Raw genomic sequence first — 25,834 nt, 5'->3', positions numbered from 1 at the left:
TAACCGCGTGGCCGAGCGAGCCTCGCCGGGCCGCTCGGATCGTGCCACGGCGTGGAGCGTGGTTCTTCACGAGCAGGTACGCCGATGGCCCAGGAGGTCAAGCTCACCGTGATCCTGGAGGCGGCGCTCGCCGACCGATTGAAGGTTGCCGCGACCGAGCGCGGCTGGTCCCCCGAAAGCCTCGCAGCCGATTGCGTCGCTCAGGCCCTGGAGGTGGCGATCCGCCATAGGGTCCTGATCGAGCGGATGGAGCAGATCGACGGCGCCATCCTCGACATGGCTCAGGCCGTCGGTGACCTCTGTGCGCCATCGGGCGGTATCGACCTGTCCAAGGTCTGCCGCCTCCGCACGGGCGACGCCGCCGATCCGGCGCGGTGACCGCCTCGCTGCATCGCCTCGGCGCCGGCGCACCGGCGGCGGCGTACTACACCAACGACAGCCGGCGCGAAGCGCGCCCGGATCGGCGCGACGAGTACTACCTCTCGGATGGCGGCGGGGTGTGGTGGAGCAGCGGCGAGACCGTCGTGCGCCACGGCGCCGCGATCGATGCGGCCTCGTTCCGGGATCTCTGTGCAGGGCTCGCTCCGGCCACCGGCAGGCCGCTGGTCCGCGGTGCGGGCCCGGGCCACTGGGCCGGCGTCGACTGCACCATGACGCCCGGGAAGTCCGTGTCCGTCCTCTGGATGGCCGGCACATCCGAGCAGCGCGCGGCGATCGAGGAGGCCCACCGCACCGCGGTCGAGCGCGCGCTGAGTTTTGTCAGCGCGGAGGGACTCATCACCGTCCGGACCGGCGCGGGCGGCACGGAGCAGCATCGCCCGCGCGATCTGATCGTCGGCCGGTTCGATCATTATACAACCCGGGAAGGTGATCCGAATATTCATACACACTGTGTATTTATCAACGTCGCTGGTGCACCCGCAAATGCCGGCGCTGGCCGCTACAAGTCGCTGACGCATCTGACTATCGAGCCCGAGCGATTGTACGCAGCTCAGCTCGCGGTTGGGGCAGCGTACAGGGCGGCGCTGGCCGAGGGGCTGCGCGAGCGGTTCGGGCTGCAGTATCGCGAGGCCGGGCGCGGCCAGTGGGAGATCGCTGGCCTGCCGGAGACACTGCTCGCGGCCTTCTCCAAGCGGTCCGAGCAGATCCTCGCCTATGCAGGGGCAGGAGCCAGCAGCGCCCAGCGCGAGATCGCCGCACTCGCCACTCGCCAGGGAAAGGAGGAACTGCCGACCGGCCCGGAGCTGGAGGCGCGCTGGCGGGAGGAGCTCGCCGCCTGCGCGATCGATCCGTGGCTGGCCGCGCAGCATCCCGAGCGCGACGCTGCTCGCGCGATAGCCGCCGAGCGCGATCCGGGGCGGGAAGTCCCGTTCGACCCACCCGAGATCCTCGGCGACGGTCCGGTGGCACGCGCCGCCTCGGCCCTGTTTCGGCACGAGAGCGTCGTGGCACGCAAGGACCTGCTCCAGCGTGCCCTGGAGGTCGCCGGCGTCGTCGGCCTCGGTGTCGACGCCGTCGAGGCGGAACTCGCCCAGCTCGAGCGGGATGGCACACTGCTGCGGCTGGCCGACGCCGAGTTGGTGCCGGATGCCAGCGCGTGCTGGACCAGCCCGAGCATCGCCGCCTGCGAGGCTGCGATGCTGCGCGCGGCTGATCGACCCCTGGAGCGGACGTGGATTACGCCCGAGGCGGTCGAGGACGCGCTGACACAAGCTCATTACCTCAGCCCCGAGCAGGGCGAGGCTGTGCGTCATGCCGCTGGCCGGGACGGGGTGTCGCTGCTGCAGGCCGGTGCGGGGACCGGCAAGACCACGACGGCCGCGGTGCTCGTGGCCGCAGCCCACGGCTCCGGATTGCGGGTGATCGGCCTCGCCCCGTCCTGGGTCGCCGCCGACGAGCTCGCGCGCTCCACCGGGATCCCGGCTCAGGCGATCGCGCGCTGGCGCCACGACCAGGTGCGGGCGACTGGTCCCGACGCAGCGCACCGTCCGGATCTCCCGCCAAAACTCGACGCCGACACTCTGGTGTTGGTCGACGAGGCCGGGATGGTCGCCACCCGCGATCTGGAGGCCGTGCTGAGTGCCGCTCGCGCCGCTGGGGCGAAGGTGGTGCTGGTCGGCGATCGACGCCAGCTGGCCTCGGTCGGGGGTGCGAGCGCATTGCGGGTGGTCGCCGAGGTGGTCGGGCGCTCGGCCGTGCTCGAAGACGTGCGGCGCCAGACGGTGGACTGGCAGCGCGCCGCCTCCGTGGCGATGGCACGCGGCGACGCCGAGGCGGGCTTGCGCGCCTACGTGGCCGAGGATCGGGTCGAACTGATCGCAGGCGTCGACGCGGCGCAGGCGCGCGTGATCGCGATCTGGGGTGAGCAGCGCGCCGCCCACGGCGACGATGTGCTGATCGTGACCCGGCGTAACGCCGACGCGGCCGCGTTGAACGCGCGGGTACGAGCCGCGCTGCGCGTGGAGGGATGCCTCGGACCCGACCTGATCACCCTGCCGGCGCGCGACCGCGCGGATAAGCTCGTGCCGCTGGCGATCGCGGTCGGCGACGCCCTGCGCTTCGGCGAGAGCCTCTCCCATCTCGGTTTGCGCAACGGCAACCGTGCCCGTGTCGAGGCGATCACTGCGGAGCCGGAGGGAGGCGCGCGTCTGCGCCTGGCGCTGGAAGACGGACGGGTGATCGAGGCGGCGTGGTCGGATCTGGCGCAGCAACCGCGGTTCGGCCGTGCGCGGCCACAACCCAAGATCGTGCACGCGTATGCCGGCACAGTCTACGCAGCGCAGGGGCGAACCTGCGCTGCGACGGTGATGTATCTGGGGGCCGGTACGGACGCGCGAGAGATCTATGTCGGTCTGACCCGGCATCGGCACGAGGCGCGGGTGGTGATCGAGCGCGACCGGCCCGACGCCCTGTGCCGACAGCGGCAGGCGGACCCGCGGATGCCGGCCACCGACGCGATGGTGCTGGAGCGGCTGTTCCGAGAGGCGCGTACCTACCGCGAGAAAGCCAATGTGGCCGATTATGCCGCCGACCGGGTCGCGTTCGTGCGCGACGGCCTGCTCGGACTACGCGAGCGCGTCGGCCCGGGCATCGATGTGCGCCGTGCGGCGCGTGCGGCGCGGTCCCTACGCGAGGCTGCGGCTTGGCTCGGCGTGGAGCGCCTGATCGTGCCGGCGTGGCGCGTGATCGACGCCTACGGACGGCGCCTGACCCGCGCATCGACTTCGGCGACTCACGCGCTCACGGCGCAGCTCGCCCGCCGTCTGGGGCACCCGGATCCAGAGCGCGGACGCGGCATCGAGCGGTGAGGCATGTGCTTGCCACGCGCCTGAGTGGCCCATACGCCGGCGGTTACACCCACCTGCGGTATCGACTTGACCTTTCCCGTTACTCACCAGCCGATCCTCTCGAACGGCACGACACACAGGCTCCATCATCTTCAGCCGTTCAAGGTCACGCTCGCGGATCATATTGCAACGGGACAGGATCTGATCGTGCGCGTGTCTTTCCATTCGCACGTCTACAGCCAGGCTCACGACGGGAGTCCTGCTGCCGAAGCCGTGTTCCTCGATGAGGGAGGCAAATCCAGGGTCTTTTGCCCGATAAGGTACGCAGCATGTCTCTCACTTCACACGCTGTGCACTCAGTTTCTCCTGAACAATGGCCTTACATTCGAGTCCAAGGACAGGAACCAGAGAAACCACCTCACCATCGCCGGTGACCCTACGACAGATGGGGTGAAATACCACGTCTACTACGAACTCATGCCCTCCAAGACCACGGGCGTGAACGTCGAGTTCGTCGTCAAGTCAGCCTACGACAAGGAGTACGTGGCAGCCCACCACAAGCGGCGCGAGCACGTGAAGAGGTTCCTCCGCCAGTGTCACTTCAAGCAGGAGAGGGTGCCCAAGGCATAAAAAAGGCCCCTATGCGGAGCCTTGATTATCGCCTGAAGGCGGTGCGAGTGCCCCTTACCGTGGTATTCCGGCCAACGTGGGCGGGCATGTGATAGCGACCCCCATGGGGGAAGCCTCGCTGTCTATCACTGCGCATAAATCTAATAGCTGGGATGGAAGAGTCAAGGTATCGGCTCGTGCAGCGCAATCGATCCGATCGATCGGCGCCGCATCCTGAGACCCGTCGCTGCGCTGTGGCACTCGGGGCGCATCCGCGAGGTAGGGTGAAGTTACGCTTTGTTCACCCCGTGTGGAACAGAGCGATCTCATGCCGATCCGGCGCGAGCACCGCTTCTTCTATCCGATCGACTGGCCGCAGCTCTCGATCGTGATCCGGTTCGACCGGGCCAAGGGCCGCTGCGAGAGCTGCGCGCGGCCTCATGGGCGGATCGTCTACCATCTGGGCGACGGCCGCTGGTGGGATGCCGACGGCGGCACTTGGCGTGACGGGGGCGGCAAGCGGATGCACCTCACCCTCGGCGTCGACGATGTGCTCGGGCGTGTGCGCAGGACGCGCGTCGTGCTCGCGGCCGCCCATCGCGATCACGACACCAGCAACAACACGAACGCCAACCTCGCGGCCTTCTGCCAGCGATGCCACATGATCCATGATCGCCCCGAGCATCGCCGGCGCCGCTGGGTCACACTGTTTCGGCGCAAAGCACTCGGAGATCTGTTCCGAGGTCCTTACGCCTGATTACCCCTGCCGGCGGTGCCGCTAACCCTCGGCGGCCTCTGTGACCTTCCGCGGCCGGCCCACGCGTTTCGGCTTCTCCGCCGTAGCTTCTGGAATGTCTGCGCGCTGCGAAGCTGCCTTCCCACGCAACTGCCCGAGGCCGATGCTCTTGGCCATCGCCGAGCGGGCCTGGGAGTAGCTCGCCGCCACCAACGGGTAGTCCCGCGGCAGGCCCCACTTCTCCCGATAGGTCTCTGGATCGAGCCCCAGCCCCGTGAGATGGCGCCTGAGCGTCTTGTACGGCTTGCCATCCTCGAAGCTGATCAGCGCATCGGGTCGGATCGACTTCCGGATCTGGGCGGCCGTCGGCTTCTCGACGCGCGGGGCCGCCAACGCACTCGTGTTGCCGAGCCCGGTCACCGCCGCGTGGACGTTGGCGATCAGGGTTGCCAACTCCGTGACAGGCACGGGGTTGTTCGCCACGTACGCTGCGACGAGATCAGCTGTGAGCCCGGTATAGTCGATGCTCTCGGCCCCGATCGTCCCCATCTTATCGTCCACGTCGCCGATATCCTTATAATCGGCGCGATATTACGCCGGTTCTGGAATATTATCAAAGATCTTTTATTTGGTAAAGGTATTACGATTATGGCAGTTCCGGCTGCCTCGGCGCATGATCACGAGGGATCGGCCAGGCGGTGCTTGCCACTTGGCATCCCTTCGGTGAGGCCCGGCTTCGTCCCGGCCAATCCGAGGGCCACCCTGATCCACTCGGCTTTGTGCCCACAAGGTGGTCAGGTGCTGTCCTCGACGTATGCTCCACCCAGCCATGCGACGGCGGACTCCAGCGTGTCGAACCGGTGCGCCACCTGCATGAACGGCGCAGGCCGAGGCGGGGCATCTTCCAACAGCTCCGCGTGCCATCCACGGACGTCGCCGCCTTTCGAGACGCTGCGCACCACGCTGCCGACGACGTCCCCATCGAGGAGCAGGTCGTAGCTGCCGGCGGCCAAGCGCTGGAGGGTGTAGGGCATCGCAGTTCCGGCAGAGATGGTGGGCCCGGCAGGACTCGAACCTGCAACCAGACCGTTATGAGCGGTCGGCTCTAACCGTTGAGCTACAGGCCCCTGGCATCACATAGCCGGCAGGTCTCCAGCGTCACAACCCGCGCCCTTCAAGCCGAGCGACGACGCGATCAGTGCTGCGGATCCGAGCTTCGGCTGGTGAAGATCGCCAGACCATGCTCCGCAACGAGCGCCCGAAATGTTCGGATAGCTTCCTGATCCGTGGCGAACTCTACGGACCACCGCGTGCAACCACCCCCGATGTGCACGACCTCCATCCGCCAGGGATCCTGCGAGCCGGCACGGCGGTAGATCTCCAGGTCGATCGTCTCGCCGTCGTGGCTCACGGGGCCGGACAGCGAGGAGTGCTCGAAGTCCTCGTCCTCGCTTGGCGACACACTCATCCCTCCTCGGCCGGCGCGTGCTCGACACCGTCGGGATCCCCACCGTCAGAGGTGTCGGCCACTGGCTCGGCAACCGAAGCGGCGCCCCGGTAGACGTCGCCGTGCCGTTCGACCTCGCCGCTCGTCGTCAACATGCTGAGGTACGTGGCCAGGGTGTTGGGCGCTACATCCTGCAGCCGATCGCTGATCTGAGCATGGGAGAGCCCCTGCGGCCCGGCCTCCTCCAGGAGCGCCTTCAACCGGCCCTTGGCCGAGTTCGCACGAGGGCCACGAGGCCCGCGCCCTGCACCCCGCCCGCCGCGAGCTTGATCGTCGCCAGCCGATGCACGGCGACGCGGCTGCTCGTCGGGAAGGTCCTCCAAGGGCGTCCCTTCGACGATGGAGGCCAGGGACCGCTCGGCCAAGCGTAGCTTCGTCAACTCCGCGCCGACCCGCTCGAAATCGGCTTCGAGGGCTGCACGCTGCCGCCTCACATCGGCCAGGGCGTTTGCGAGTGTGCTGTCCTGTGACATCCGAACCGCGTCTCTCCATGATGGCACTACGTGAAGTCGCGCGCCGCGCGTCGATCCGAACGAGCCATCGTCTCTGACCGTCGAACTTTGCGCCCGCGGGTAAGGCCCATACGCCACCGCCCCGTCGCGTACGAGCACCGAGCCGCAGCTCGACCCCGGGATCGAGATCTCATCCCCAGCCGCCCGCACAGCAGTTTCGACCTGCAACGTGACGTGCCGATCAATACCAGCCCCCCAAACTGGAGGCGGCACTGCCACCTGCGCTCGGATCGAGGTGCCTGGTCTCAGGAGCCTGCCGATCCGAGGGGCGGCTCAGCGGTACAGCCCCTCCGCTCGCAGGCCATCGAGCAACACGCCGGCCTGCTCGTAGGCGACGGCTTCGCTTCCATGCTCGCGGAAGCCGTGCTCGAACATCGGCAGCAGCATCCGCGTCGCCTGATCCATCGCCGAGCCCTCCCACAGGACCAGGACCTCACGGTCGGTCAGGTCCTTGAGGAAACACCACAGCATCAGCATCAGGCTGAGCGCGGGACGCTCATGCCAGTCGGCCGTCGCCAGCCGTTTGATCCGTTCGAGCCGGCGCATGAGCGCACGCCGCTTGGACGGGATCAGATCGGCAAACGGCTCCAGACACGCGATCCGCAGCTTCTCGCACAGAGCGGCGATATCCGCCTCAGCCCTCGCTATCAGGGCGGGATCGGCCGGGATGAAGGCGCCCGGCGCGCTCGCGATGGCGTAGACGAGGTAGGCGGGGATCGCGAGCTCGATCCGCTGACGGTCGGTCAGAGCGGGCATCAGGGCGGGACCCGGCTGGAAGGCTGCCCGTGATAGGTGCTCTGCCTCGGCCTCACAACCGTTGGATGAGGATGCCGACGAGGCCGCCGCAACGAGGTTGTTCGGGATCCGGGCTCGATCCGCAGCCGTCAGACTCCGGCGTCTGCGAACAGGTCGAGTTGGCCCGCAGGGATGCGAGTCCGACGGCCGGAGGTCCGGTGGAGGCTCCGCGGCACAGGCAGAACCGGCAGAGCGAAGCCGGGCTTGCCGTAGAGCACGGCACCGACGATCCGGGAGCCATCGCCATGGCGGAACACGTTCGCGGTGTGCGGCCCGGCCCGCAGGATCTCCTGCACCAGTGGCTCGCCCACGCTCATATCCGACAGGGCCGTGAGCAGACAGGCGAGGCCCGCCACCTGGATGCCGAACGACTGGAACTCGACGACCCGCTGCTGCCAGACCTGGCGCACGGCTCCGGCGCTGGTGTTCGGGAACGGGTTCGGCGCCGGCCGTGTCGCCGCATCGGCCACGAACGCCGCGATCACCCGCCGATCGACGATGTGGTCGGACTTGAGCACTGCGGCGGCAAGCTGGTGCTGAGTGATCGGCATGGCGCTCGGCAGAGGCATCGGTTCTGATCGGCTTTCGGCCGGTTCCCTTATCGTCGGCCAGCAGCCGTCAGCGCGACGGGTCGGCTTCCACCGGCCGTGGCTTGCCGACGGCTCTGTGAACGCTGCCCTTGCCGATGCCAAGGCGCGCGGCGATCGCCGCCATGCTGAGCCCCTCCGCCGCCAGGGCCTCGATCTCGGCCTGCCGCGCCCGCACCGTTGGCTTGCGGCCCTTGTAGCGGCCAGCCGCCTTCGCCTTGGCGATGCCCTCGCGCTGACGCTCCAGCATGATCTCGCGCTCGAACTGCGCGACGCCGCCCAGGACGTTGAGCATCAGGCGCCCAGTCGGCGTGGCGCTATCGACGCCAAGGTTCAGGATCCGCAGGGCGACACCCTTGGCTTCGAGCGCGGTGATGATGGTGCCGAGGTGGGTAACTGAACGGGCGAGACGATCGAGCTTGGTGACGACGAGGGTGTCGCCCTCGCGGCAGAAATCGATGGCGGCCTCAAGCTGGGTGCGGCGTCCCACGGAGGAGACCTGCTCGCGGAACAGCTTCCTGCACCCGAGCGCATTGAGATCACGGACCTGAGCGTCGAGGCCGGCCTCCTGTTCGAGGGTCGAGGTACGCGCGTAACCGACGAGCATGAGGCGAAGCGGACTCTTGTTCCAATAGGTTCAAGAACCTTGGCGTGATCCCGTTCCAAAAATCAAGATGCTTGCTATTGGACTACTGAGACAGAGCTTGACCGTTCCAGCGGTCCCCGTTCCATTAGAGCAAGCCCTATTGGACCAACTCAGTCACTGCATCTGCTTCATGAGCTACCGGGAACCGAGCCGAAGGTGTGCTCGACACCCATCATATGTCGAAACCGGAATGCCTGCTCAGGGTCGGTAGCCGAATGGCGGCTTGGGGTGGCTTTCCGCCCGTCTTGTGTGGATGGCTCCCGCATTGCAAGTGGCGAATTGAGCTTCTGACGCGTTGGTCGGGTGCAGTCTTGTGTCCGGCCTGTCGATGCAGTCGTTCATGTTGACCGCTGGCCCTGATGGTATCCGCGAGCTGGGTCCCACTCTGCTTCGCGGGCTATGACGCCCTGGACAGGCGGCGGGGTGTCCCGGCTCCCGGTCTGACCGGTTCGCCATCAACTCTCATCGTCCTCGCAACCTGGAAACGTCTCCTCTACGTGCTGTCAGGCGGCCGTGGCCGCCGGTGCGCGGTAGGTGCCGCCGCGGGTCATGATCGCCCAGGCGACCCGCGCCGTGCGATTGGCCGCGGCAACAGTCACCACGCGCACCGGCTTACGCTGCAGCAGTGCCGGCAACCGCGGGTCGACCGAGGTCGGTGTCGTCTTCGCACGCCGGATCAGAGAGGTCATGCCGACCACGAGCAGCCGGCGCAGGTAGCGGTCGCCCATGCGCGAGATCCGGCCCAGGCGCTCCTTGCCGCCACTGCAGTTCTGCAGCGGTGTCAGGCCCAACGAGGCCGCGAACTGCCGACCGGAGCGGAAGCGTTCGGGCTCGCTCACCGAGGCGGCCAACGCGGTTGCCGACACGATGCCGACACCCGGGATCGTCGCCAGGCGCTGCGACAGGTCGCTTTCCCGGTGCCAGGCCAGCAATTCCTTCTCCAGTCGGGTGAGTTGGATCTGCAAGGCACCGATCTGATCAGCCAACCCGGTCACCACGCGCTGGGCTAACGGCGGCACCTCGGCCGCGTCTCCGTGCAGGCTGCCGCCGCAGCACGCGCAGCGATCGGGACGATGCGCGACGACGGCGTCGGGATCGTCGCTCATCGCCCGGCTGTGGCCCTCGTGCCCAGGCTTGGCCCCGCCAGGCTTGGATTGCTCGCGCCGCTCCTTGCGGTCGGTCGCCGGTGGCTTCGAGGAGGTGCGCGAGGTCTTGTCCGGACGCTGCAGCCGCAGCACCAGCTCGATCAGCTCCTCGCGGCTCAACCGCTCAAGATCGCTGCGCCCCATCCCACGAGGGAATCAGCGAAACCCAACCCACGCAAGGGCCTGGGTAATTACGGCGCGGCAAGTGCGCATCCGATCCCGCAGTCATTGCCGGTGTTCTACGCAAGCATGCGGCCGATGCCCAACGGATCGTGTTCGAAACGGGCCCTTTGTCGATCTGGTTCTTCCATGCCCTCACGGCGGAAGGCCTTCCGGCGATCTGTATCGATGCTCGTCACGCCAAGGCCGCCCTCGACATGGCCACCAACAAGACCGACGCCAACGATGCCGATGGGTTGGCTCATCTGGCCGAGATCGGCTTCTTCCGCGAGGTGCGCGTGAAGGGCTACGACAGCATGCTCGTGCGAACGCTCGTCGCGGGGCGCAGCAAGCTCGTGCGGGTAGCGACCGAGCTGTCCAATCAGATCCGCGGCCTGATGAAGACGTTCGGCTTGATCGTGCCGGGAGCAAAGGGCGGATCATTCGAAGTGGAGGTTCGCCGCCTCTTGTCGGACGAAGACGGTCTGGCTCGCGTCATCCTTCCGCTACTGGAGGCATGGGGCGCGGTTCGCCGGCGGGCGGCGGAACTCGGTCGCCAGCTCCTGGCTGGCGCCCGGCAAAACCAGGACTGCCGGCGGCTGATGGCGATCCCCGGGATCGGAGCGATCACCGCGACCGCCTTCGTGACCGCGATCGAGGACCCAGCCAACTTCAGATCGTCGCGCTCCGTCGCCGCCTGGTTCGGCCTGACCACGCGGCGCTATCAGTCGGGCGAGGTCGACTATGACGGGCACATCTCCCGGAGAGGAGACGCGCACATCCGCGGGCTCCTCTACGAGGCCGCAGTCGTCGTCCTGACGCGCAGCCGGGCGGACAGCGACCTGCGCGCGTGGGGGCTCAAGCTGCGCGAGCCACTGGGCTTCAAGCGTGCCGCCGTGGCCGTCGCGCGCAAGCTGGCTGTCGTCATGCATGCGATGTTGAGGTCCGGCCAACCCTACTGCGCGAAGGTAGCCATGGCCTGAACCGCCAACACCCGAGCTTGCCGCGCGTCAAAGCGCGTCGAGGCGTCCCTGCCGGGACGTGGGCGAACCATTTCACCGAGGCTGTTGCACCTTGAGATCCTCGCCGATCCATCGAGTGCGCTTCACACATCGGAAGGTTCCTCCTGCGAAGCCCCATCATGCGGCGGCTCATGCCGACCGCGAAGACGACCGTGCTCCCGGCAAACGACAGCCCGACGGACAAAAATGACTTGCTTTAGCCGAGGCGATTAGACGACAGCCTCGCATGCCCGTCACGGCCCTCACCACAATCGCCTTCCACCTCAATCGCGCCATCGAGTCCGGCCAGCATGACGCTGTCACCGTCGACGATGTCCGCCAGGCCGTGCGCACCGGGACGATTTTCTCCGATCTGCGCATGCAACTCGGCATCGACGGCGATCTCTCGCTCATGGACGCCGCCACCGAGGCCGAGCTGCTGACCGAGTGGCAGGACATGGAGATTACCGTCGATCTGGTGCGCGCCTTCGGCATCGAGCGCCGTGGCCTGTCTCTGCTGATGGCCTTCCTGATCGAGGGCATCCGGCGGCGCGCTCAGTCAGGATCCTGGATCGAAGCCTGGCCCGCACGGCTCGCCTGAGCGGGACATAATGCCTTTGCGGCTCGAGCGGGAGCCGCTACCCTCGCCCCATGCTCGACGCGCCGATCGTAGCCCCTGCCCCAGACACGGAACCCACCGCCTCGGTCGGTCCGACCGCGGTCGTCGCGGGCCGCTACGAGGTGTCCCAGGCCTCCGAGCTGTGCGCACTGCTGCGTGAGCGACCGCCCATATTCCCGACCACACTTGGGGATCCGGTCCGGCCGCTGGCGCTCGCGCAGCTCGCCCGGCCGGGAGTTCCACCCGCGCAGCTGAAGCAAGCCCTGAAGGTCTACTGCCTCGGCTTGGGCTACCTGCGTGCCCTCAGCCGATCCGGCGCGTGGCGGTACGATCTGGCCGGTCATCCGATGGAGCCGGGGAGCGAGGATCACCGCACAGGTGCGCGGCGTCAGTTCAAGGGCGTGCAGGCGTACCGAGACCGGACCCGGGCGGTACGCCGGGCCGCGAAAGAGCCGCAGGAAACGCCCGCGACCGCCTCCGTCGACGCTGCGCCGGCGACCGTGAGCCACCAGCCGGCCTGACCTCAATCCCGCTCGACCCACGGTCTGCCCACCTCATGGCAGCGCCATCGCGGTGTAGGCGCGGATCCAGTTGGGCGCGAGGATGTCGCCGCTGTCCGTGATGATCCACGGGATGGCATCCTGGACATTGATGGCTGCAGCGGTAGCGGCCAGAGCGGCGCGCAGGGTGGGCAAGCTACGCATCTCGGCGGCGTGAGCCGGAGCATGGCCGGGCCAGAGGGTGAGTTCGGCGGGTTGGTCGAGATCGACGTCGATCATGGCCCGTGATCTGGCGGCGGGTCTGGCCCCTATGCCAAGGACGTGCCGCGCGGGTTCAGTCGAGCGTGTGAGCGGGCCGTGAGCCGGCGCATGCGGTGACCAGTTCCACCGGGGCGCCGACCCTCACGCGACCGTCCGGCCGAGGCGTCACGGGCGAAGCGAGGGGAACTGGCCCTCGATCACCTGTCGTCGCGTGCTTGCCCGCCACGGTGCCGTGCGGTGTCGCGAACGCCTTGAGCACCTGGCGGGAAGAGGCCGCGGTGTAGCAGGTCAAGCTCAGCTTGTCGCCGATCAGCCCCCCGTGAGAGGCGGGTTTGCAGCTGCTCGGCCTCGGCGCGCCAAGCGTCGCGCTCATCCTGGACGGCCTCGATGCGAGCGTGGAGGTGGCCGGCCTCGCTGGCGGTTTCCATCAGCAGATCCTGGGCGTCGCCGAGCTGCTGGCGCAGCTTGGCATTCTCCGTGGCCAGGGCGAGGAGCAGGGCCGGCAGGTCATCGCTCCTGGCATGGCGCATCGGGCCGCTCCGGAATCGGGAGCGGCGCCTCTAACCGAGCCGCACACCCGTGTCGACGTACGTCTGCGTGGCGGCGGATTTGCGCGGCCACAGGTGATCGGCCGGCTGTATGCCGGTGAGCCGAGGGTGCCGTGATGGTGGAGGGGCGTTCGTCAGACCGTCCGGTCTCAGACCGTCAGCGCATGGCTTTCACCTTCCCACCACCCTGTCGGATTCTCGCAGGTGTCGCACGATCGAGGTCGCCCGCTGCCCTCCGGCAGCATTTTGAGGGTTGGGTTATCCTCGAATCTAACGGTTTTAGAACCTGAGTATGCGTGCGCTGCGCGGATTTGTACCCTCCCCCCTCGTCCGCATCTAACCGCTGAGGCACATGAGCGGGATGGATCTTGCGGGCGAGGCGCAGCCAAGCCGTCCACTCGGGCGCGACGATGCGGACAATGTTGGTGTCGTTGCGAAAGCCGGTGATGCGCCGCTCCTCGACGGTGACCAGCCCGAGCTTGCCCGCCTCGCGGATGGCGTTGCGCACGGTGGTCTCGGCCACGCCGACGATCGCCGCGAGGTGGCCGACGGCGAGGCGGCAATCGCCCCGACGAGCGGTCTCCGACGCGACCAGCGCCAGCACCGCCTGCTCGGCCAGGGTGAACCGCGCCGCCAGCCCCGGCGGCAGCCGCCCGGCGGCTGCCCAGCGGCGGCGACGCTCCATCGACGCGTCCGTGCGCGGGCGTGAGCCCACAGACCGCCTGGCGCCTCCTGGAAGGGCCTGAGGGGTATCGCCAGCCTCGACCGGCTGCGGCTCTGTCGGGCTCGGCGGCTGCCCGAAACGGGCCGGCTTCCCGGTGAGCGTGCGCGCCTCGATCAGCGCGGACAGGCGCTCGGCCTCGGCCTCGGTGATGTGTCCGTCCCCGAACGCGCGCCACAGCTGCGCCGTGACTTGGGGTAGGGCGATTCGGCTCGCCGCCTCGATGGCGCGGCGGATCTCGTCTGCAAACATCCCTCTTCGGCCCTCTTCGGGCCACGACAGGTCGTTCCGAGCCGCCGGTTAAGGCGTCCGGTCCACAGGCAAAGCCTCACCGTTGCGAAAGTTGGCGCTTTCGCTTGACGCCCGGGGGCATCTCATGGCTTGTGAGGGGTAGCGATACCGGCCTCACAGGCCATCACGTTTTCGACGGCTCTCCAGTTTGGCGACTGGGGGGCCGTTGGCTTTTCAGGGGTCGACTTGCGGCGGCGTGATCTCCTGATGGTGCCGGCGACTCGCGCGAGGCGCTGCGTAGCCGGACATCGCATGTCGGCTGGCGGGCACGGCTAAGTCAACGTTGAGGCTGCGCCCGGATCGCTGAACGCTGTGGCGATGCAACGCAGAGTAGCCGGCGCTGCTACGATGTTGAACCGTGGGCTCGGCACTGGCCGTATTCAGCCCTGCTGGTTTCGGGGGCGGCCTGAGTCGTGATGGGCCTATTCGATCCTTCAGCGTGAGACGCCCCTCCCCTACAGCGCGAGCCGCCTTACGCTGCGGCCGTGGATGATGGCCAGGATCAGGATGCCACCAGTCACCACCTCGTACAGGATGACGTGGGAGGCATGCTCATGCCGGTGCACGCCCGGGCGGATCGCATCGGCCTTGCGGCCCATTCCAGGATTGTCGGCGAGGAGCTGAAAGGCCCGCCCCAGACCGGCAGCGTAGGCTTCGGCTTGGTGGATACCGAACTGCCGGTAGCCGTGAACGGCGATGTCGAACAGATCCGCCTCGGCTTTCCGCGTGAGGGTGTAGTCACTCATCCAACGGCTGAGCGGCCTGTGCGTGCTTCTTGGCCCGGGCGAGGATCTCAGGGACCTTGCGCCGGCTCGGTCCGCTGGCGCGAGCGTCATCGACGATCCGGCGCAGATCCTCGAGCGTCAGTTCGGGATGGGCACGCCGCTCCCGATCGCGGCGGACGAGATCGCGGACATAGTCGCTCGTGCTGGCGTAATCGCCCTGCCTGATCTGCGCCTCGATCCACTCCTTCATCGGGTCGGGCAGAGAGATAGTCATGGTCGCCATGGGAGCCTCGTCCTCGACCTGAGCATACCCAGGATAAGCGTTTTTCACAAATGTCCTTACGCGAACTCGCAGGGCAATCGGTGTATCGCCCACTAGGCCTCAAGCCCTGATGCCCATATAAACCGATGCCTTTTTGATCTTTCGCTCGATTGCCCAAATGGGTATTTGCATTTTGGGGCACTGGCGTTAAAGGCCTGTTGATCGTTTGGGCTACAGAGCGCTTGGGCGCATGAGAACAAGGGCAACAGGGGGCTTGAGCAATGGCCGTCATTAGTGTCTGCAGTACCAAAGGTGGGGTCGGGAAAACGACGCTCGTGATTTGCCTTGCCGATGCGTACGCCCGGCAGGGCGGCAGTGTTGCCATCATCGACGCCGATCCAAACGGACATGTCTCCTCCTGGCGAGAGCGCGCTGGTGAGGATTGCAGCGTGGATGTAATCACGGGCGTGACCGAGAAGACGGTTCTCGACCGAATTGCCGATGCCGCCTCACGCTATAGCCTCGTGTTTGTAGATCTTGAGGGCGCTGCATCCCAGGCAGTCACATATGCGATCGCCGAAAGCGACCTAGTACTGATACCTTCTAAAATCTCAGGCATGGACCTGCAGGAGGTATTTCGCACATATGAGGTCGTCAGGCGCGCAGAGAAGATGCTACGTCGACCAATCCCTGCCCGAGTAGCTCTGACACAGATGTCACCCCTTCAGAGCCGCGTAGCGCAGCACGCACGGCAAGAAATTCAATCCGCCGATATCCCTGTCCTAAGAACAGAAATCATCCAGCGCGCGGCTTATCAGGCGATCCATTTCACTGGCGCGACACCATCGCACCCGGACGGTGACCCAAAAGCCTTGCAGGAGGTTGCTGGAGCCCTCGGCGAACTCCTCGAAATACTAGCAGTTCAGCAGGAAGAGGCCTGAACGCAATGGCGAAACCTTCTTTTCAGCCTGCGCCGCGGCCGCGGCCGCGTATCTCACCTGAGGACGCACAACAACTCGCCGACGCTACCGGAGATCTGGGTTTCACCCGACCCTCCTCCGCACCGGAGCTAAGGACCGAGCCCTCTACGTCAGTAGCTACAGAGCCGCAAAAGGACACGGGCCCTTATACTCCAGAACCCAAAACCCCTCTTGCCCCCTCGAAAGCGGCAACCCTCAAATTCGAGGTGCCTGATACGGTCTGGACCGCATTACGTCAGGAAGCGCTGAACCGCCGCGTAACAGTGAAGTATCTCGTTCTCGAGGCTCTAGCCGCAAAGGGCTACAACGTCGATCTAGCTGCCGTGCCGGAAGACGGGAGACGCCTACGATAATCGAGCGAGCAGCCACACCGCTCGCGCAAGAGATTTCTCGGAGGGAACAGCAGTCCATAAAACTACCTTGCGCCAATAAGCTCATAGCCACCCTGAGCCTTCTGGTGCCTCAGATTTTCACTGACGAACAAAGCACGGAAGCGAAGCGGCAAAAGCCGTCCCGCGATCCTACGATGGATTTGCACGCGCTCGCCTGGCCGACCAACCTCCTGGCTTCCGATACCGTCCGCGTATCGGAAGCCACAGTCGCCATGGCGGAACCAGCAAGGCCCGCGGCTCATTGGAACGGCATCACGCGTCGCAGCGCATCGAGCCGTTCGGCTGGCGACTGGATGTCGGAGCACTCTAACTGTCTGGATGTGAGACCTCCTTGGCGTCTTCAACGATGCGGAGGGCGTGTTTGATCAGACTGGGACTGGGTGGCTTGTAGGTTGGGTTAGCCAGTGCGGGATCAGCTTCGAGGCGCTGACGCAGCACCATCTCGGGCGAGAGCCCATTGAGCACGCGCTGCCGGCGGCCGTTGTAGGCCGCGTTGAAGCCGCGCAGCACGATCTCCAGGTCGGCGTGGCGTTAGAGCGTGATGCCGAGCACCTCCCGCTGGACGCGGCCGTTGAAGCGCTCGACCATGCCGTTTGTTTTGGGTGTGTAGGGGTGCGTCTTGCGATGCTGCACACCGTGCCGCTCGCAGGCGGCCTCGAAGGCATCGGCCGTGAAGCAGGAGCCGCGGTCAGTGAGCACGTGCGTGACCTTGAACGGAAAGGCCCCGAGGGCGTCCGTGAGGAAGGCTACGGCCGAGGCGGTGGTCTCGTCGTCCTTGACGGCGAGATGCACGTAGCGGGAAGCGCGGTCGATGGCGACGTACAGGTAGCGTTTGCGCGAGGCGCGATCACGGTCTTGCAGCTTGGGCAGGTGCTTCACGTCGACATGGATGAAGCCGACCTCGTAGTCCTTGAAGCTGCCGTGCGGTTTGAGGGCGTTCTCGGACGGCGGCAGCCGGTTGAGGCCTTCCGCCTTGAGGATGCGGTAGACCGCATCCCGGTTCAGGTGTGGCAAGAAGTGGCTGACGACGAAGGTCAGCGCGTCGAGGGGAAAGCCGGTGGCGCGGCGGAGCGCGCACACGATGGCGCGCTCCTCATCGCTGGCGCGCCAGGGCAGCTTGTGGGGACGCGCCGAGCGGTCCTGACACGCATCGGGACCGCGTTTGCGCCACTTGCGGATGGTCTCGGTGGACACGCCGTAGCGTTTGGCCAGCACCCCGGAGCTCTCGTGTGAGCGGGCGATCTCGGCGCGCACGGCCGGGGTTGTGCGGGCCTGGGGGTGGAGGGCGAGCATCAGCGCTCCCTCCTGGCAGACTGGCGGCGCACACCGTCGAACCGCCACGCATAGGCTGGGACTGTCAGGAATTTCGTGTGCGGGCGGCCATAGTGGACCCGAAGGAGGTTCCCGATGGCACGACGCAAAGCACCCCGCATCCCTGACGCGATCCTGGATCAGCTCCTGGCCGGGGCCGATCCGAAGACGGCCTTCGAGGCCGATGGCCTGCTGGACGAGTTGAAGAAGGCCCTGGCCGAGCGGGCGCTCAACGCAGAGATGGACCATCATCTGGCGGGCGAGGACGCCGGCAACACGCGCAACGGCTACGGTCGCAAGACGGTCACGACCGAGACGGGCCGGATCGAACTGGCGATCCCGCGCGATCGGCAGGCGACGTTCGACCCACAGTTGATCGCCCGGTATCAGCGCCGCTTCCCGGGCTTCGACGACAAGATCGTGTCGATGTACGCGCGTGGCATGAGCACCCGGGAGATCGCCGCGCACCTGCGCGAGCTCTACGGGATCGAGGTCTCACCCGACCTGATCAGCGCGGTGACCGACGCGGTCCTGGAGGAGGTCGCCGCCTGGCAAGCCCGGCCGCTGGAGCCGGTCTACCCGATCGTGTTCTTCGACGCCCTGCGGATCAAGGTGCGTGACGAGGGCGTGGTCCGCAACAAGGCCGTCCACATCGCGCTGGGCGTGCGCGCCGACGGCTCCAAGGAGATCCTCGGCCTCTGGCTGGAGCAGAACGAGGGCGCCAAGTTCTGGTTGCGGGTCATGAACGAGCTCAGGAACCGCGGCGTCGAGGACGTGCTGCTTGCCGTGGTCGATGGCCTGAAGGGCTTCCCCGATGCGATCCGGGCGGTGTTCCCCGAGGCGCTGGTCCAAACCTGCATCGTCCACCTCCTGCGCCACAGCCTCGACTTCGTGTCCTACAAGGACCGCAAGCTCGTGGCCGCGGCACTGAAGGACATCTACCGCGCGCTCGATGCCGCGGCTGGCGAGGCGGCCTTGGCGGCCTTCGAGACAAGCGAATGGGGTCGGCGCTACCCAGCCATCGCCCAGAGCTGGCGACGGGCCTGGGGCGAGGTGGTCCCGTTCTACGCCTTCCCCGGCGAGGTGCGCCGGATCCTGTACACGACCAACGCCATCGAGGCCCTGAACGCCACGCTGCGCCGGGCTGTGCGCGCCCGCGGGCACTTCCCGACCGACGAGGCCGCGCTGAAGCTGCTCTACCTGGTCTTGAACCGCTCCGAGAAGGCGTGGAAGATGGGGCCACGTGAGTGGGTCATGGCCAAGGCGCAGTTCGCCGTCATCTTCGGCGAGCGCTTCACACGGGCCATGGCGGCCTAATGTTCAACCCGCCGCCCGCACACGGAATTCCTGACAGTCCCCATAGGCTTTGATCGCCCAACGCGCCGCATCCCAACGACGTTCCGCAACCAAACACCTGCTCCGGCTCGTTGAGTTCGTTCGACCGATGATCGAACTCAGCGAGAAAGGCTTCGATCTGGCGACACATGTGCTGCAAGCGCACGCCGCCAGCCTGAATATGAGGGCCTCGTGAGCCGATGTCCTGGCTGCGCGCGTGCGCCACCGCCAGATCCGCGTGCAGGCGACCCGCCTGCTCCGGGCTGTGTGATCGGAACGGGAGGACGTGGACCTCGGACAAGACGACCTCAGGCGGCGCGTACGGTTGCGAGGAAGCGGGCGACCTCGGCGCTGAGATGCTCGGATTGCCGCGACAGCTCGGAGGCTGACGACAGGACCTGATTGGCCGCCACCCCCGTCTGCTCCGAGGCCTGCGCCACCCCGGCGATGTTGCCGGTCACCTCGTTCGTCCCTGTCGAGGCCTGGGCCACGTTGCGCACGATCTCCTGCGTGGCTGCACCCTGCTGCTCGACAGCGGCCGCGATCGAGGTCGACACGCCGTCGATCTCCCGGATACGCCCGGTGATCCCGCCGATCGCCGTCACCGCCTGCGCGGTCACCCCCTGAACCTCGCCGATCTGGCGCGTGATCTCCTCGGTCGCCTTGGCGGTCTGCTCGGCCAGCGCCTTCACCTCGCTCGCGACTACCGCGAAGCCGCGCCCCGCCGCGCCGGCGCGCGCCGCCTCGATCGTGGCGTTCAAGGCTAGCAGGTTGGTCTGGCCGGCGATGCCCGAGATCATCCCGACCATGTCGCCGATCCGCGCGGCGCTCTGGCTGAGCGCCTGGACGAGATGTGCGGTCTGGTCAGCTTCGACAACCGCGGCCTGCGCGAGATTGGCCGATCCCTGCACCTGCCGGCCGATCTCCTGCACCGACGAGCCGAGCTCCTCCGCCGCGGCTGCGACCGTGTTGACGTTGGTCGAGGCCTCCTCGGCGGCGGCCGCTACGGTCGTCGACTGGCTGGCAGTCTCCTGGGCGGTTGCCGTCATCTGCTGGGCGGTCGCCTGGAGTTCGGTGGCCGAGGACGAGACCAAGCCGACGATGCCGCTGATCGCCGCTTCGAACGAGTCGGCCATCTGAAGCATCCCGAGCTTGCGAAGCTCTTCGGCCGCCAGACGAGCCTGCACGGTCTCGGCCTCAAGAGCGCGAGCCTGGATCATGCCCTCCTTGAAGACCTGTACGGCACTGGCCATCGTCCCGATCTCATCACTGCGATCCTGCAAAGCAACGTCCGCCGTGACATCGCCTGAAGCCAGCCGGCCCATGATACCCGTCAGGCGTCCGATCGGACCAGTAACACCGACTATGACAACAGCAATTGCAACAATCATACCGAGGATGACGCCGAAGGCAGTGATAAAGATCAGGGTGTAGCGTGTCGAGTTGGTTTGTACCGTAAGATCGTCGGACGCATCGGACGCATATTTTTCAATGCTATCGGCGAGTTTGGCTCCAAACGTCGTGAGGCGCGTATAGATCGGATCAATCTGATGGTGCACTAGATCCAAGGCTTGAGCGTTCTCGTTTCTTCGTGCCTTATAGCGAACCTCTCCGATTTTCTTGAGATAATCGTCGATCATCGCTGATTCCTCAGCAAGTTGCGCCGAGAATGTCGGGGCCCGCTCTCTAAGAATTTCGTAAGTATCCTTGAGTGACTTGACTGTCGTGTCGAAGCCATTGTTCGCACTATCCATCTGTTGATCGTCTGTTTCTGCGATCAATCGATAGACATTATAATTCATCTCAACGACCAAGCGATTGACATGTCGCAACAAGGCTACGGCACGCGCCTCTCGCAAGATAAAACTGCTATAGGCATTGTCTATAGTTGTCATCCGCAATTGCGCATACCAGATGCTTGCGCCGATGATTATGCCGATGAGAGTGATAACCGAACAGATTTTTTGCAGTATTTTTAAATTAGAGAATATCATCGTCTGTATCCGGAACTCAATATGTCGCGAATTTCCCGCCCGAAGCTGTGAGATAAAAAAGTTCATTTTCTGTAAATATATTTTGCAAATAGCACCAGATGGCAGAAAACAAGACACATCAGATAGAAAATGACGATTATAGCGCAGAATATTTCAATCAAGCGTTGCGGCCGGACCGAGCCCATCGGCTAAGTCGATGACAAACTTCTCGTAGTATACTGATCATTGTTCAACGCCGGCAGGTTGAGCAACTATCTTGCCGGTCAAGTGGGTTGCCATGGCATTCCACCTTCAGCACAGCGCAGCTGCAGCCGGAGGAGGCGCGGCGGCTTCCGGGCTTGGCTCGTGCCCGCGGGGACGGAAGTACGACGTAGGTCGGTCGAGACGGTGGATTCAAGGGGTCGTCGCAACAGCTTAGCGGAGAGCAGTTGCGATGGTGGGTCAGCAGCGTTCGAAGTGCGCGCTTCGGGGTCCATTGAGGTCGCCCGGCCGACCGGGTGTCGGATTGCGCGATGTCCGACGATCTTCGTCTTCCCGACATCGTGTACCAGCGCGGCCTTGGTCAGCCTGGAGCTATCCAAGTCATGGAGCCCCAACTCGGTCGCGAACGCGGCGGAGAGGCCGGCGACGATCAGGCAATGCTGTTGCGTTGCCTCGTCGAAGCGCTGTACGGCGCCGACCCATTCGCGTATGCCGCATTGGACTTGCTCCGCAAAAGATACTGCTGGCGAATTCCTACGCGGCCGTTGGCCGAGCCATGAGGCGAGCGAAAGCGGAGCGTCGGGTTCGGGCAGCGGGGGTGTCGTCGATCCAGGCGGCGAGGCGGCTGAGGTTGATCGCCGTCGCCGTCAGCAGGTGCTGCAGATGCGTCTTGGCCAGGCCGAGATAACGACTGCGACGTGACCTGACCGGTATTTTGGACCGAGCCGAGTGGGAGGCTACTGCATGGTAGCGGCGATGGGTAGCCGGAAGGCCAGATCTGGGAAGCTGACAGGAGCGGTTGCCGGTGCGGTCGGACCAAGCCGGGGTGGGCGCATGTCCCGGCAGCGCAAGCGGGACGCGGTGTTGCGGCGTCTCGCGTGGTGAGGACCTGGAGAGCGTCTCGCGCGGCCTGGGCGTGACGGCGGACAACCTCATGTCGACTCTGTGGTGCTTCCTCAAAGACCTTACCGACAGCGGTTTCTTGATCTTCTGGGAGGGCTCGGTAATGGATCGGGCCATGCGGAAGCTCATACCGATGTGCGAGCATGGCTTTGCGAAGCCGGAGGACGCTGCAGCGGCGCAGGGGCGGGCCCGCATGCTCCTCACGACGTTAAGGGCTGACGGGCTCTATCGCTGATCGATGGTGCGCCGTGGCAGGCGGCTTCAGCCGACGTCGCCTGTTGCATAAGGCCGTCTTATGGGGCGAGGCGCGGCAGCGCTGCGACTGGCATCAGCCGGTTGTTGGACGAACGGCACAGAGCGTTTCCGGAGACGCGCCTGACCGCTCTTCATGATCACGCCGCTCAACTTCCAGAGACGCTACGCTCGGGCTACGCTCCCGGCCATGTCCGCGGCAACCGATACTCGTCCCGATCCTCGGCCGACGCTCGCGCGGCCCGACGACGACCCCTACCTCTGGCTGGAAGAGATCGACGGGTCCAATGCGCTGGCCTGGGTCGAGGCGCGTAACGCTGAGACGCTCGCCCGCTACGGCGATGCCGGCTTCCTCCGCGACCGCGACATCGCCCGCGGCCTTCTCGACCGGCCGGGCCGGATCCCGTTCGTCCAGCGCTTCGGCACCTGGCTCTACAATTTCTGGAAGGATGCCGAACATCCTCGTGGGCTGTGGCGGCGAGTCGACGAGGCCGGCTATCGTGCCGCGGTTCCAGACTGGCAAATCCTGCTCGATCTCGACAGCCTCGCTGCGATCGAGGGCGAGGACTGGGTCTGGGCCGGGGCCGCGATCCTCAAGACCGATCTCGATCGTGCTCTCTTGCGTCTTAGCCGTGGCGGCAAAGACGCTGCGGTCGTGCGTGAATTCGATTTGCACACCCGTGCCTTCGTCGCGGATGGCTTCGCCCTGCCCGAGGGCAAGGGGGGGGCGACATGGCTCGACCGCGAGACCGTACTCCTGTCGAGCGCCCTCGGATCGGGCATGGCCACGCGGTCCGGATACGCGCGCACCGTCCGGCTCTGGCTGCGCGGAACGGATCCGCTCGACGCGCCCGTCCTGTTCGAGACCGCCGAAAGCAGCATGACGGTCTGGGGTGCGTCCGACCGGCAAACCGGAGCGGAGCGGATCACCGTCGTCGAGCAGCTCGGCTTCTTCGACACGGTCGTCCATATCGGCGACCGCGGCGGCATGCGGGTGCGCCTCGACCTGCCCGCGCATGCCGGGGTGCAGCTGCACCGGAACCACCTGTCCGTGCGGCTGCGGCGGCCCTGGACGGTGGACGGCATCACGCATGACACCGACACGGTGCTGACGATCGCGCTCCCCGACCTGCTGGCGGGAAGTCGCGCCTTTACGATCCTCTGGCAGCCGGATGAGCGGCTTGCCCTCCAGGGTGTGTTCTGGTCGGCCGGGCGGCTGATCGTCGACGTACTGGAGGATCTGCGTCCCACCTACCGCGTCTTCGAGCCAGGGACGGGCGGCTGGACCGAGCGGCCCCTCACCGGGCTGCCCGCCCTGGGATCCGTTCATCTCTGGCCCCTCGACGGCGATACGGAGCGGGCAGATGGAGCCCTGCTCGCGCTGGCCCACGATCCGGTGACGCCGCCGGCGCTGCTCGCCTTCCCGCCGGCGCTCGACGCCCCGACCGTGCTGCGTCAGACACCCCCAGCCTTCGATGCGCGCGACATCCGGGTGACGCGCCATGAGGCCCGGTCGGCGGACGGGACGCGCGTGCCCTACGTCCAGGTCGGGCCGGAGGCCGAGACCGGTACGGCCCCCGTCTACATGACGGCCTATGGCGGATTCGCGCTCTCACGCCTGCCGGATTACCAGCCCGTCCTGGGCAAGCTCTGGCTGGAGCGAGGCGGCACCTGCGTGACCGCCAACATCCGCGGCGGCGGCGAGTTCGGGACCCACTGGCATCACGCCGGCCGGCGCGAGGGCAAGGCCCGGTCGCATGACGACTTCGCAGCGGTGGCTGCCGATCTCGTCGCGCGCGGCGTGACACGGCCGGGGCGGATCGCGGCCGAGGGCGGCTCGAATGGAGGCCTGCTGATCGCCAACATGCTCACCCGCTACCCGGAGCGGTTCGGGGCGCTGGTATGCACGATCCCGCTGATCGACATGCGCCGCTACACGAAGCTCCTGGCCGGTGCGAGCTGGATCGGGGAATACGGCGATCCGGACGATCCGCAGGACTGGAGCTTTCTATCCGGCATATCCGCCTATCACGCCGTTGAGGCCGGGCGGAACTATCCGCCGATCCTGCTGGCCACGAGCCGCGGCGACGATCGGGTTCATCCCGGCCACGCGCGGAAAATGGCGCAGAAGCTTCGCGTCCTTGGCTACGACGTCACCTTCTACGAGCCCGCAACGGGCGGGCATGGAGCCGGTAAGGATAGCGAACAGACGGCGGCGTTCAGGGCGCTGGGGCTTACATTCCTGCGCCGCTCGATCGGTTGGGAGGACCCGATCGCGTGAGTACAAACTCGGCCTTCCCTCCACTGTGTACAGCGACTGGTGGAAAGCGGTTGCTGGGCGGACCACCAGGCAGGCGTCAACCTTGGCTTCTGGCTTGAAAGTAGATGGTCTGATTTCGACCCAACCCAGCTGTTGAGATAGCTGTCGGCGCTTCTCCAAAGCGGTCATTGCTCGCCCACGCGATCAACGCCAAACAAGCGCTCGCCTTGAAACGATCAGGACGAGGTGGCGATGACGGTCACTATCACCGATGAGCCGGAGGTGCTGTCACTTGCACGGCAGCTCGGATTTCACCCCAACGACCGGCTTCTCATCGTAAACTGTGATGATGTGGGATCGAGCCATAGCGCAAACGTAGCAGCGTTGCGGGCCATGACCTATGGCGTCGCTACCAGCGCCTCTGTGATGGTCCCCTGTCCTTGGGCCGCCGAGGCGGCATACATGTTCGAGGGATTGCCGGTTGGCGTCCATCTGACCCTGACCAGCGAGCATACAGGGTATCGGTGGCGGAGCCTTACCGGGGCCGCCTCCCTACACGAGGCCAGCGGCTTCCTGCCTTTCACGACTGCGCTCGCAGTGTCGCAGCAGGATGCCGACGATGTGCGCGCCGAGTGTCTTGCACAGATTGAGACTGCGTTGGCATGGGGCATCGATGTCACGCACATCGACACGCATATGGATGTCCTTCATGCAAGCGAGTCACTGTTCACGATTTACCTCGATCTAGCCCAGTATTTCAGGCTCCCAATCCGGCTGCCACTTCGAGCGGCCTTCTCGGCGCGTGACTTGGCTGCAGCACGAGGCATCCTGTCTGTGGACCAGCTGATCTATACTTGGCCGCGCCCAACACGTGACGTGATGTTTGAGATGGTTCCTACCATGGCTTGCGGAGTGACGGAGCTATTTGCCCATCCTGTTTTGGATGGAGAGGAGTTGCGCGGCTATGACCGTCAACATGCAGATATTCGCGTGCATGACGCCGCAACGCTCCTTGACCCAAGCGTTGCAGCCCTGCTTGATGAGCATGGTGTGCTGCGAATTAGCTATAGAGAGCTACGGTCCATACAGCGATTTAGGAGTACATAGCAAATTTCTCTTAAATATCGATCTTAGGACAGTGCATCATAACACGAGAGCGGCAGCTTTTCCGCATTTCAGCTCTGAAAGCAGACCGGAAGCTTCCTGAAGAGTTTCGGTCGCCGCGAGGCGTACGAAAGTCTTGGATGAACGAACCCGCGGGATGGCGGGCGGGCCTATGGGGATTTGGGCTGGGC

At 65.8% G+C, this 25,834-nt stretch carries 25 protein-coding genes, 1 tRNA gene and 4 pseudogenes; 14 read left to right on the top strand and 16 right to left on the bottom strand.

Annotation, left to right across the window (positions count from 1 at the left end; all coding sequences use genetic code 11):
* Positions 1-84: 84 nt before the first annotated feature.
* From ACQKQD_RS29930 to ACQKQD_RS29915, 4 genes are all read left to right on the top strand, one after another.
* Positions 85-378, top strand: a complete 294-nt coding sequence (locus ACQKQD_RS29930; protein WP_427510395.1) for a hypothetical protein — start codon at positions 85-87, stop codon at positions 376-378.
* Positions 375-3,308: a MobF family relaxase gene (gene mobF / locus ACQKQD_RS29925; RefSeq protein ID WP_427510394.1), complete on the top strand. Its 2,934-nt coding sequence runs from the start codon at positions 375-377 to the stop codon at positions 3,306-3,308. The genes ACQKQD_RS29930 and mobF overlap by 4 nt, the downstream gene beginning before the upstream one ends.
* Before the next feature lie 66 nt (positions 3,309-3,374).
* Positions 3,375-3,917 carry a hypothetical protein gene (locus tag ACQKQD_RS29920; RefSeq protein ID WP_427510393.1) on the top strand — a complete coding sequence of 181 codons (543 nt, stop codon included), beginning with the start codon at positions 3,375-3,377 and terminating at the stop codon, positions 3,915-3,917.
* Positions 3,918-4,224: 307 nt separating this feature from the next.
* Positions 4,225-4,653, top strand: coding sequence for a hypothetical protein (locus ACQKQD_RS29915; protein ID WP_427510392.1), 429 nt, complete (start codon positions 4,225-4,227; stop codon positions 4,651-4,653).
* A gap of 21 nt (positions 4,654-4,674) precedes the next feature.
* On the opposite strand, the gene ACQKQD_RS29910 is transcribed toward ACQKQD_RS29915, so the two are convergent.
* The 9 genes and pseudogenes from ACQKQD_RS29910 to ACQKQD_RS29870 form a co-directional block, all read right to left on the bottom strand.
* Complete coding sequence (locus ACQKQD_RS29910) at positions 4,675-5,193, bottom strand: MucR family transcriptional regulator (protein ID WP_427510391.1); 519 nt, start codon at positions 5,191-5,193, stop codon at positions 4,675-4,677.
* A 233-nt stretch (positions 5,194-5,426) separates the two neighbouring features.
* Positions 5,427-5,666, bottom strand: coding sequence for a hypothetical protein (locus tag ACQKQD_RS29905; protein ID WP_427510390.1), 240 nt, complete (start codon positions 5,664-5,666; stop codon positions 5,427-5,429).
* Between the two features lie 17 nt (positions 5,667-5,683).
* Positions 5,684-5,759, bottom strand: a tRNA-Ile gene (locus ACQKQD_RS29900).
* A gap of 68 nt (positions 5,760-5,827) precedes the next feature.
* On the bottom strand, positions 5,828-6,100 hold the full coding sequence (locus ACQKQD_RS29895) for a hypothetical protein (RefSeq protein WP_427510389.1): 273 nt from the start codon (positions 6,098-6,100) through the stop codon (positions 5,828-5,830).
* A complete protein-coding gene (locus ACQKQD_RS29890) occupies positions 6,097-6,612 on the bottom strand; it encodes a hypothetical protein (protein WP_427510388.1) in 516 nt (171 codons plus the stop codon). Before ACQKQD_RS29890 ends, ACQKQD_RS29895 begins: the two co-directional genes overlap by 4 nt.
* A 312-nt stretch (positions 6,613-6,924) precedes the next feature.
* Positions 6,925-7,407 (bottom strand): hypothetical protein, encoded by a 483-nt coding sequence (locus tag ACQKQD_RS29885; RefSeq protein WP_427510387.1) that lies wholly within the window; start codon positions 7,405-7,407, stop codon positions 6,925-6,927.
* A 128-nt stretch (positions 7,408-7,535) separates the two neighbouring features.
* On the bottom strand, positions 7,536-7,997 hold the full coding sequence (locus ACQKQD_RS29880) for a hypothetical protein (RefSeq protein ID WP_427510386.1): 462 nt from the start codon (positions 7,995-7,997) through the stop codon (positions 7,536-7,538).
* Between the two features lie 67 nt (positions 7,998-8,064).
* Positions 8,065-8,640 carry a recombinase family protein gene (locus tag ACQKQD_RS29875; protein ID WP_427510385.1) on the bottom strand — a complete coding sequence of 192 codons (576 nt, stop codon included), beginning with the start codon at positions 8,638-8,640 and terminating at the stop codon, positions 8,065-8,067.
* 542 nt (positions 8,641-9,182) lie between these two features.
* Positions 9,183-9,713: pseudogene (locus ACQKQD_RS29870) on the bottom strand (IS110 family transposase); the annotation flags it as partial.
* A gap of 308 nt (positions 9,714-10,021) precedes the next feature.
* Between ACQKQD_RS29870 and ACQKQD_RS29865 the strand changes: the two are divergent.
* From ACQKQD_RS29865 to ACQKQD_RS29855, 3 genes and pseudogenes are all read left to right on the top strand, one after another.
* Positions 10,022-10,966, top strand: a pseudogene (locus ACQKQD_RS29865) (IS110 family transposase); the annotation flags it as partial.
* A 265-nt stretch (positions 10,967-11,231) separates the two neighbouring features.
* Positions 11,232-11,585: a hypothetical protein gene (locus tag ACQKQD_RS29860; protein WP_427510384.1), complete on the top strand. Its 354-nt coding sequence runs from the start codon at positions 11,232-11,234 to the stop codon at positions 11,583-11,585.
* A gap of 50 nt (positions 11,586-11,635) precedes the next feature.
* The gene (locus tag ACQKQD_RS29855; protein ID WP_427510383.1) at positions 11,636-12,124 is read left to right on the top strand and encodes a ProQ/FINO family protein; all 489 of its coding nucleotides are present in this window, start codon (positions 11,636-11,638) and stop codon (positions 12,122-12,124) included.
* Positions 12,125-12,157: 33 nt separating this feature from the next.
* Here the strand turns inward: ACQKQD_RS29855 and ACQKQD_RS29850 are convergent, their stop codons facing one another.
* A complete protein-coding gene (locus tag ACQKQD_RS29850) occupies positions 12,158-12,382 on the bottom strand; it encodes a hypothetical protein (RefSeq protein WP_427510382.1) in 225 nt (74 codons plus the stop codon).
* A gap of 314 nt (positions 12,383-12,696) precedes the next feature.
* Between ACQKQD_RS29850 and ACQKQD_RS29845 the strand changes: the two genes are divergently transcribed.
* Positions 12,697-13,029, top strand: a complete 333-nt coding sequence (locus ACQKQD_RS29845; protein WP_427510381.1) for a hypothetical protein — start codon at positions 12,697-12,699, stop codon at positions 13,027-13,029.
* Positions 13,030-13,069: 40 nt separating this feature from the next.
* Here ACQKQD_RS29845 and ACQKQD_RS29840 read toward each other — a convergent pair whose 3' ends face one another.
* From ACQKQD_RS29840 to ACQKQD_RS29830, 3 genes are all read right to left on the bottom strand, one after another.
* The gene (locus tag ACQKQD_RS29840) at positions 13,070-13,885 is read right to left on the bottom strand and encodes a helix-turn-helix domain-containing protein (protein ID WP_427510380.1); all 816 of its coding nucleotides are present in this window, start codon (positions 13,883-13,885) and stop codon (positions 13,070-13,072) included.
* Between the two features lie 494 nt (positions 13,886-14,379).
* Positions 14,380-14,670 carry a type II toxin-antitoxin system RelE/ParE family toxin gene (locus tag ACQKQD_RS29835; RefSeq protein ID WP_427510379.1) on the bottom strand — a complete coding sequence of 97 codons (291 nt, stop codon included), beginning with the start codon at positions 14,668-14,670 and terminating at the stop codon, positions 14,380-14,382.
* The gene (locus tag ACQKQD_RS29830; protein ID WP_029360219.1) at positions 14,663-14,932 is read right to left on the bottom strand and encodes a type II toxin-antitoxin system ParD family antitoxin; all 270 of its coding nucleotides are present in this window, start codon (positions 14,930-14,932) and stop codon (positions 14,663-14,665) included. The genes ACQKQD_RS29835 and ACQKQD_RS29830 overlap by 8 nt, the downstream gene beginning before the upstream one ends.
* Before the next feature lie 260 nt (positions 14,933-15,192).
* Here ACQKQD_RS29830 and ACQKQD_RS29825 point away from each other — a divergent pair, with 260 nt between their 5' ends.
* A complete protein-coding gene (locus ACQKQD_RS29825) occupies positions 15,193-15,852 on the top strand; it encodes an AAA family ATPase (RefSeq protein WP_427510378.1) in 660 nt (219 codons plus the stop codon).
* 737 nt (positions 15,853-16,589) lie between these two features.
* On the opposite strand, the pseudogene ACQKQD_RS29820 reads toward ACQKQD_RS29825, so the two are convergent.
* Positions 16,590-17,576 (bottom strand): annotated as a pseudogene (locus ACQKQD_RS29820) (IS481 family transposase).
* 114 nt (positions 17,577-17,690) lie between these two features.
* Between ACQKQD_RS29820 and ACQKQD_RS29815 the strand changes: the two are divergent.
* Positions 17,691-18,911 (top strand): IS256 family transposase, encoded by a 1,221-nt coding sequence (locus ACQKQD_RS29815; RefSeq protein ID WP_427510377.1) that lies wholly within the window; start codon positions 17,691-17,693, stop codon positions 18,909-18,911.
* A gap of 326 nt (positions 18,912-19,237) precedes the next feature.
* Here ACQKQD_RS29815 and ACQKQD_RS29810 read toward each other — a convergent pair whose 3' ends face one another.
* Both ACQKQD_RS29810 and ACQKQD_RS29805 read right to left on the bottom strand, forming a co-directional pair.
* Positions 19,238-20,923 (bottom strand): methyl-accepting chemotaxis protein, encoded by a 1,686-nt coding sequence (locus ACQKQD_RS29810; protein ID WP_427510376.1) that lies wholly within the window; start codon positions 20,921-20,923, stop codon positions 19,238-19,240.
* Between the two features lie 735 nt (positions 20,924-21,658).
* Positions 21,659-21,970 (bottom strand): transposase, encoded by a 312-nt coding sequence (locus ACQKQD_RS29805; RefSeq protein ID WP_427510434.1) that lies wholly within the window; start codon positions 21,968-21,970, stop codon positions 21,659-21,661.
* On the opposite strand from ACQKQD_RS29805, the pseudogene ACQKQD_RS29800 reads away from it, so the two are divergent.
* The 4 genes and pseudogenes from ACQKQD_RS29800 to ACQKQD_RS29785 all read left to right on the top strand — a co-directional run.
* A pseudogene (locus ACQKQD_RS29800) lies at positions 21,881-22,082 on the top strand (hypothetical protein); the annotation flags it as partial. The gene ACQKQD_RS29805 and the pseudogene ACQKQD_RS29800 overlap by 90 nt on opposite strands.
* A complete protein-coding gene (locus ACQKQD_RS29795) occupies positions 22,059-22,262 on the top strand; it encodes a hypothetical protein (protein ID WP_427510438.1) in 204 nt (67 codons plus the stop codon). The pseudogene ACQKQD_RS29800 and the gene ACQKQD_RS29795, both read left to right, overlap by 24 nt.
* 207 nt (positions 22,263-22,469) lie before the next feature.
* Positions 22,470-24,560, top strand: a complete 2,091-nt coding sequence (locus ACQKQD_RS29790) for a prolyl oligopeptidase family serine peptidase (protein WP_427510433.1) — start codon at positions 22,470-22,472, stop codon at positions 24,558-24,560.
* Between the two features lie 231 nt (positions 24,561-24,791).
* Positions 24,792-25,646, top strand: coding sequence for a ChbG/HpnK family deacetylase (locus ACQKQD_RS29785; protein ID WP_427510375.1), 855 nt, complete (start codon positions 24,792-24,794; stop codon positions 25,644-25,646).
* The last annotated feature ends 188 nt before the right edge of the window (positions 25,647-25,834 follow it).

This window comes from Methylobacterium sp. NPDC080182 (genome assembly GCF_050281105.1).
GTDB lineage: Bacteria > Pseudomonadota > Alphaproteobacteria > Rhizobiales > Beijerinckiaceae > Methylobacterium.
This window is presented reverse-complemented; position numbering and strand designations above follow the sequence as displayed.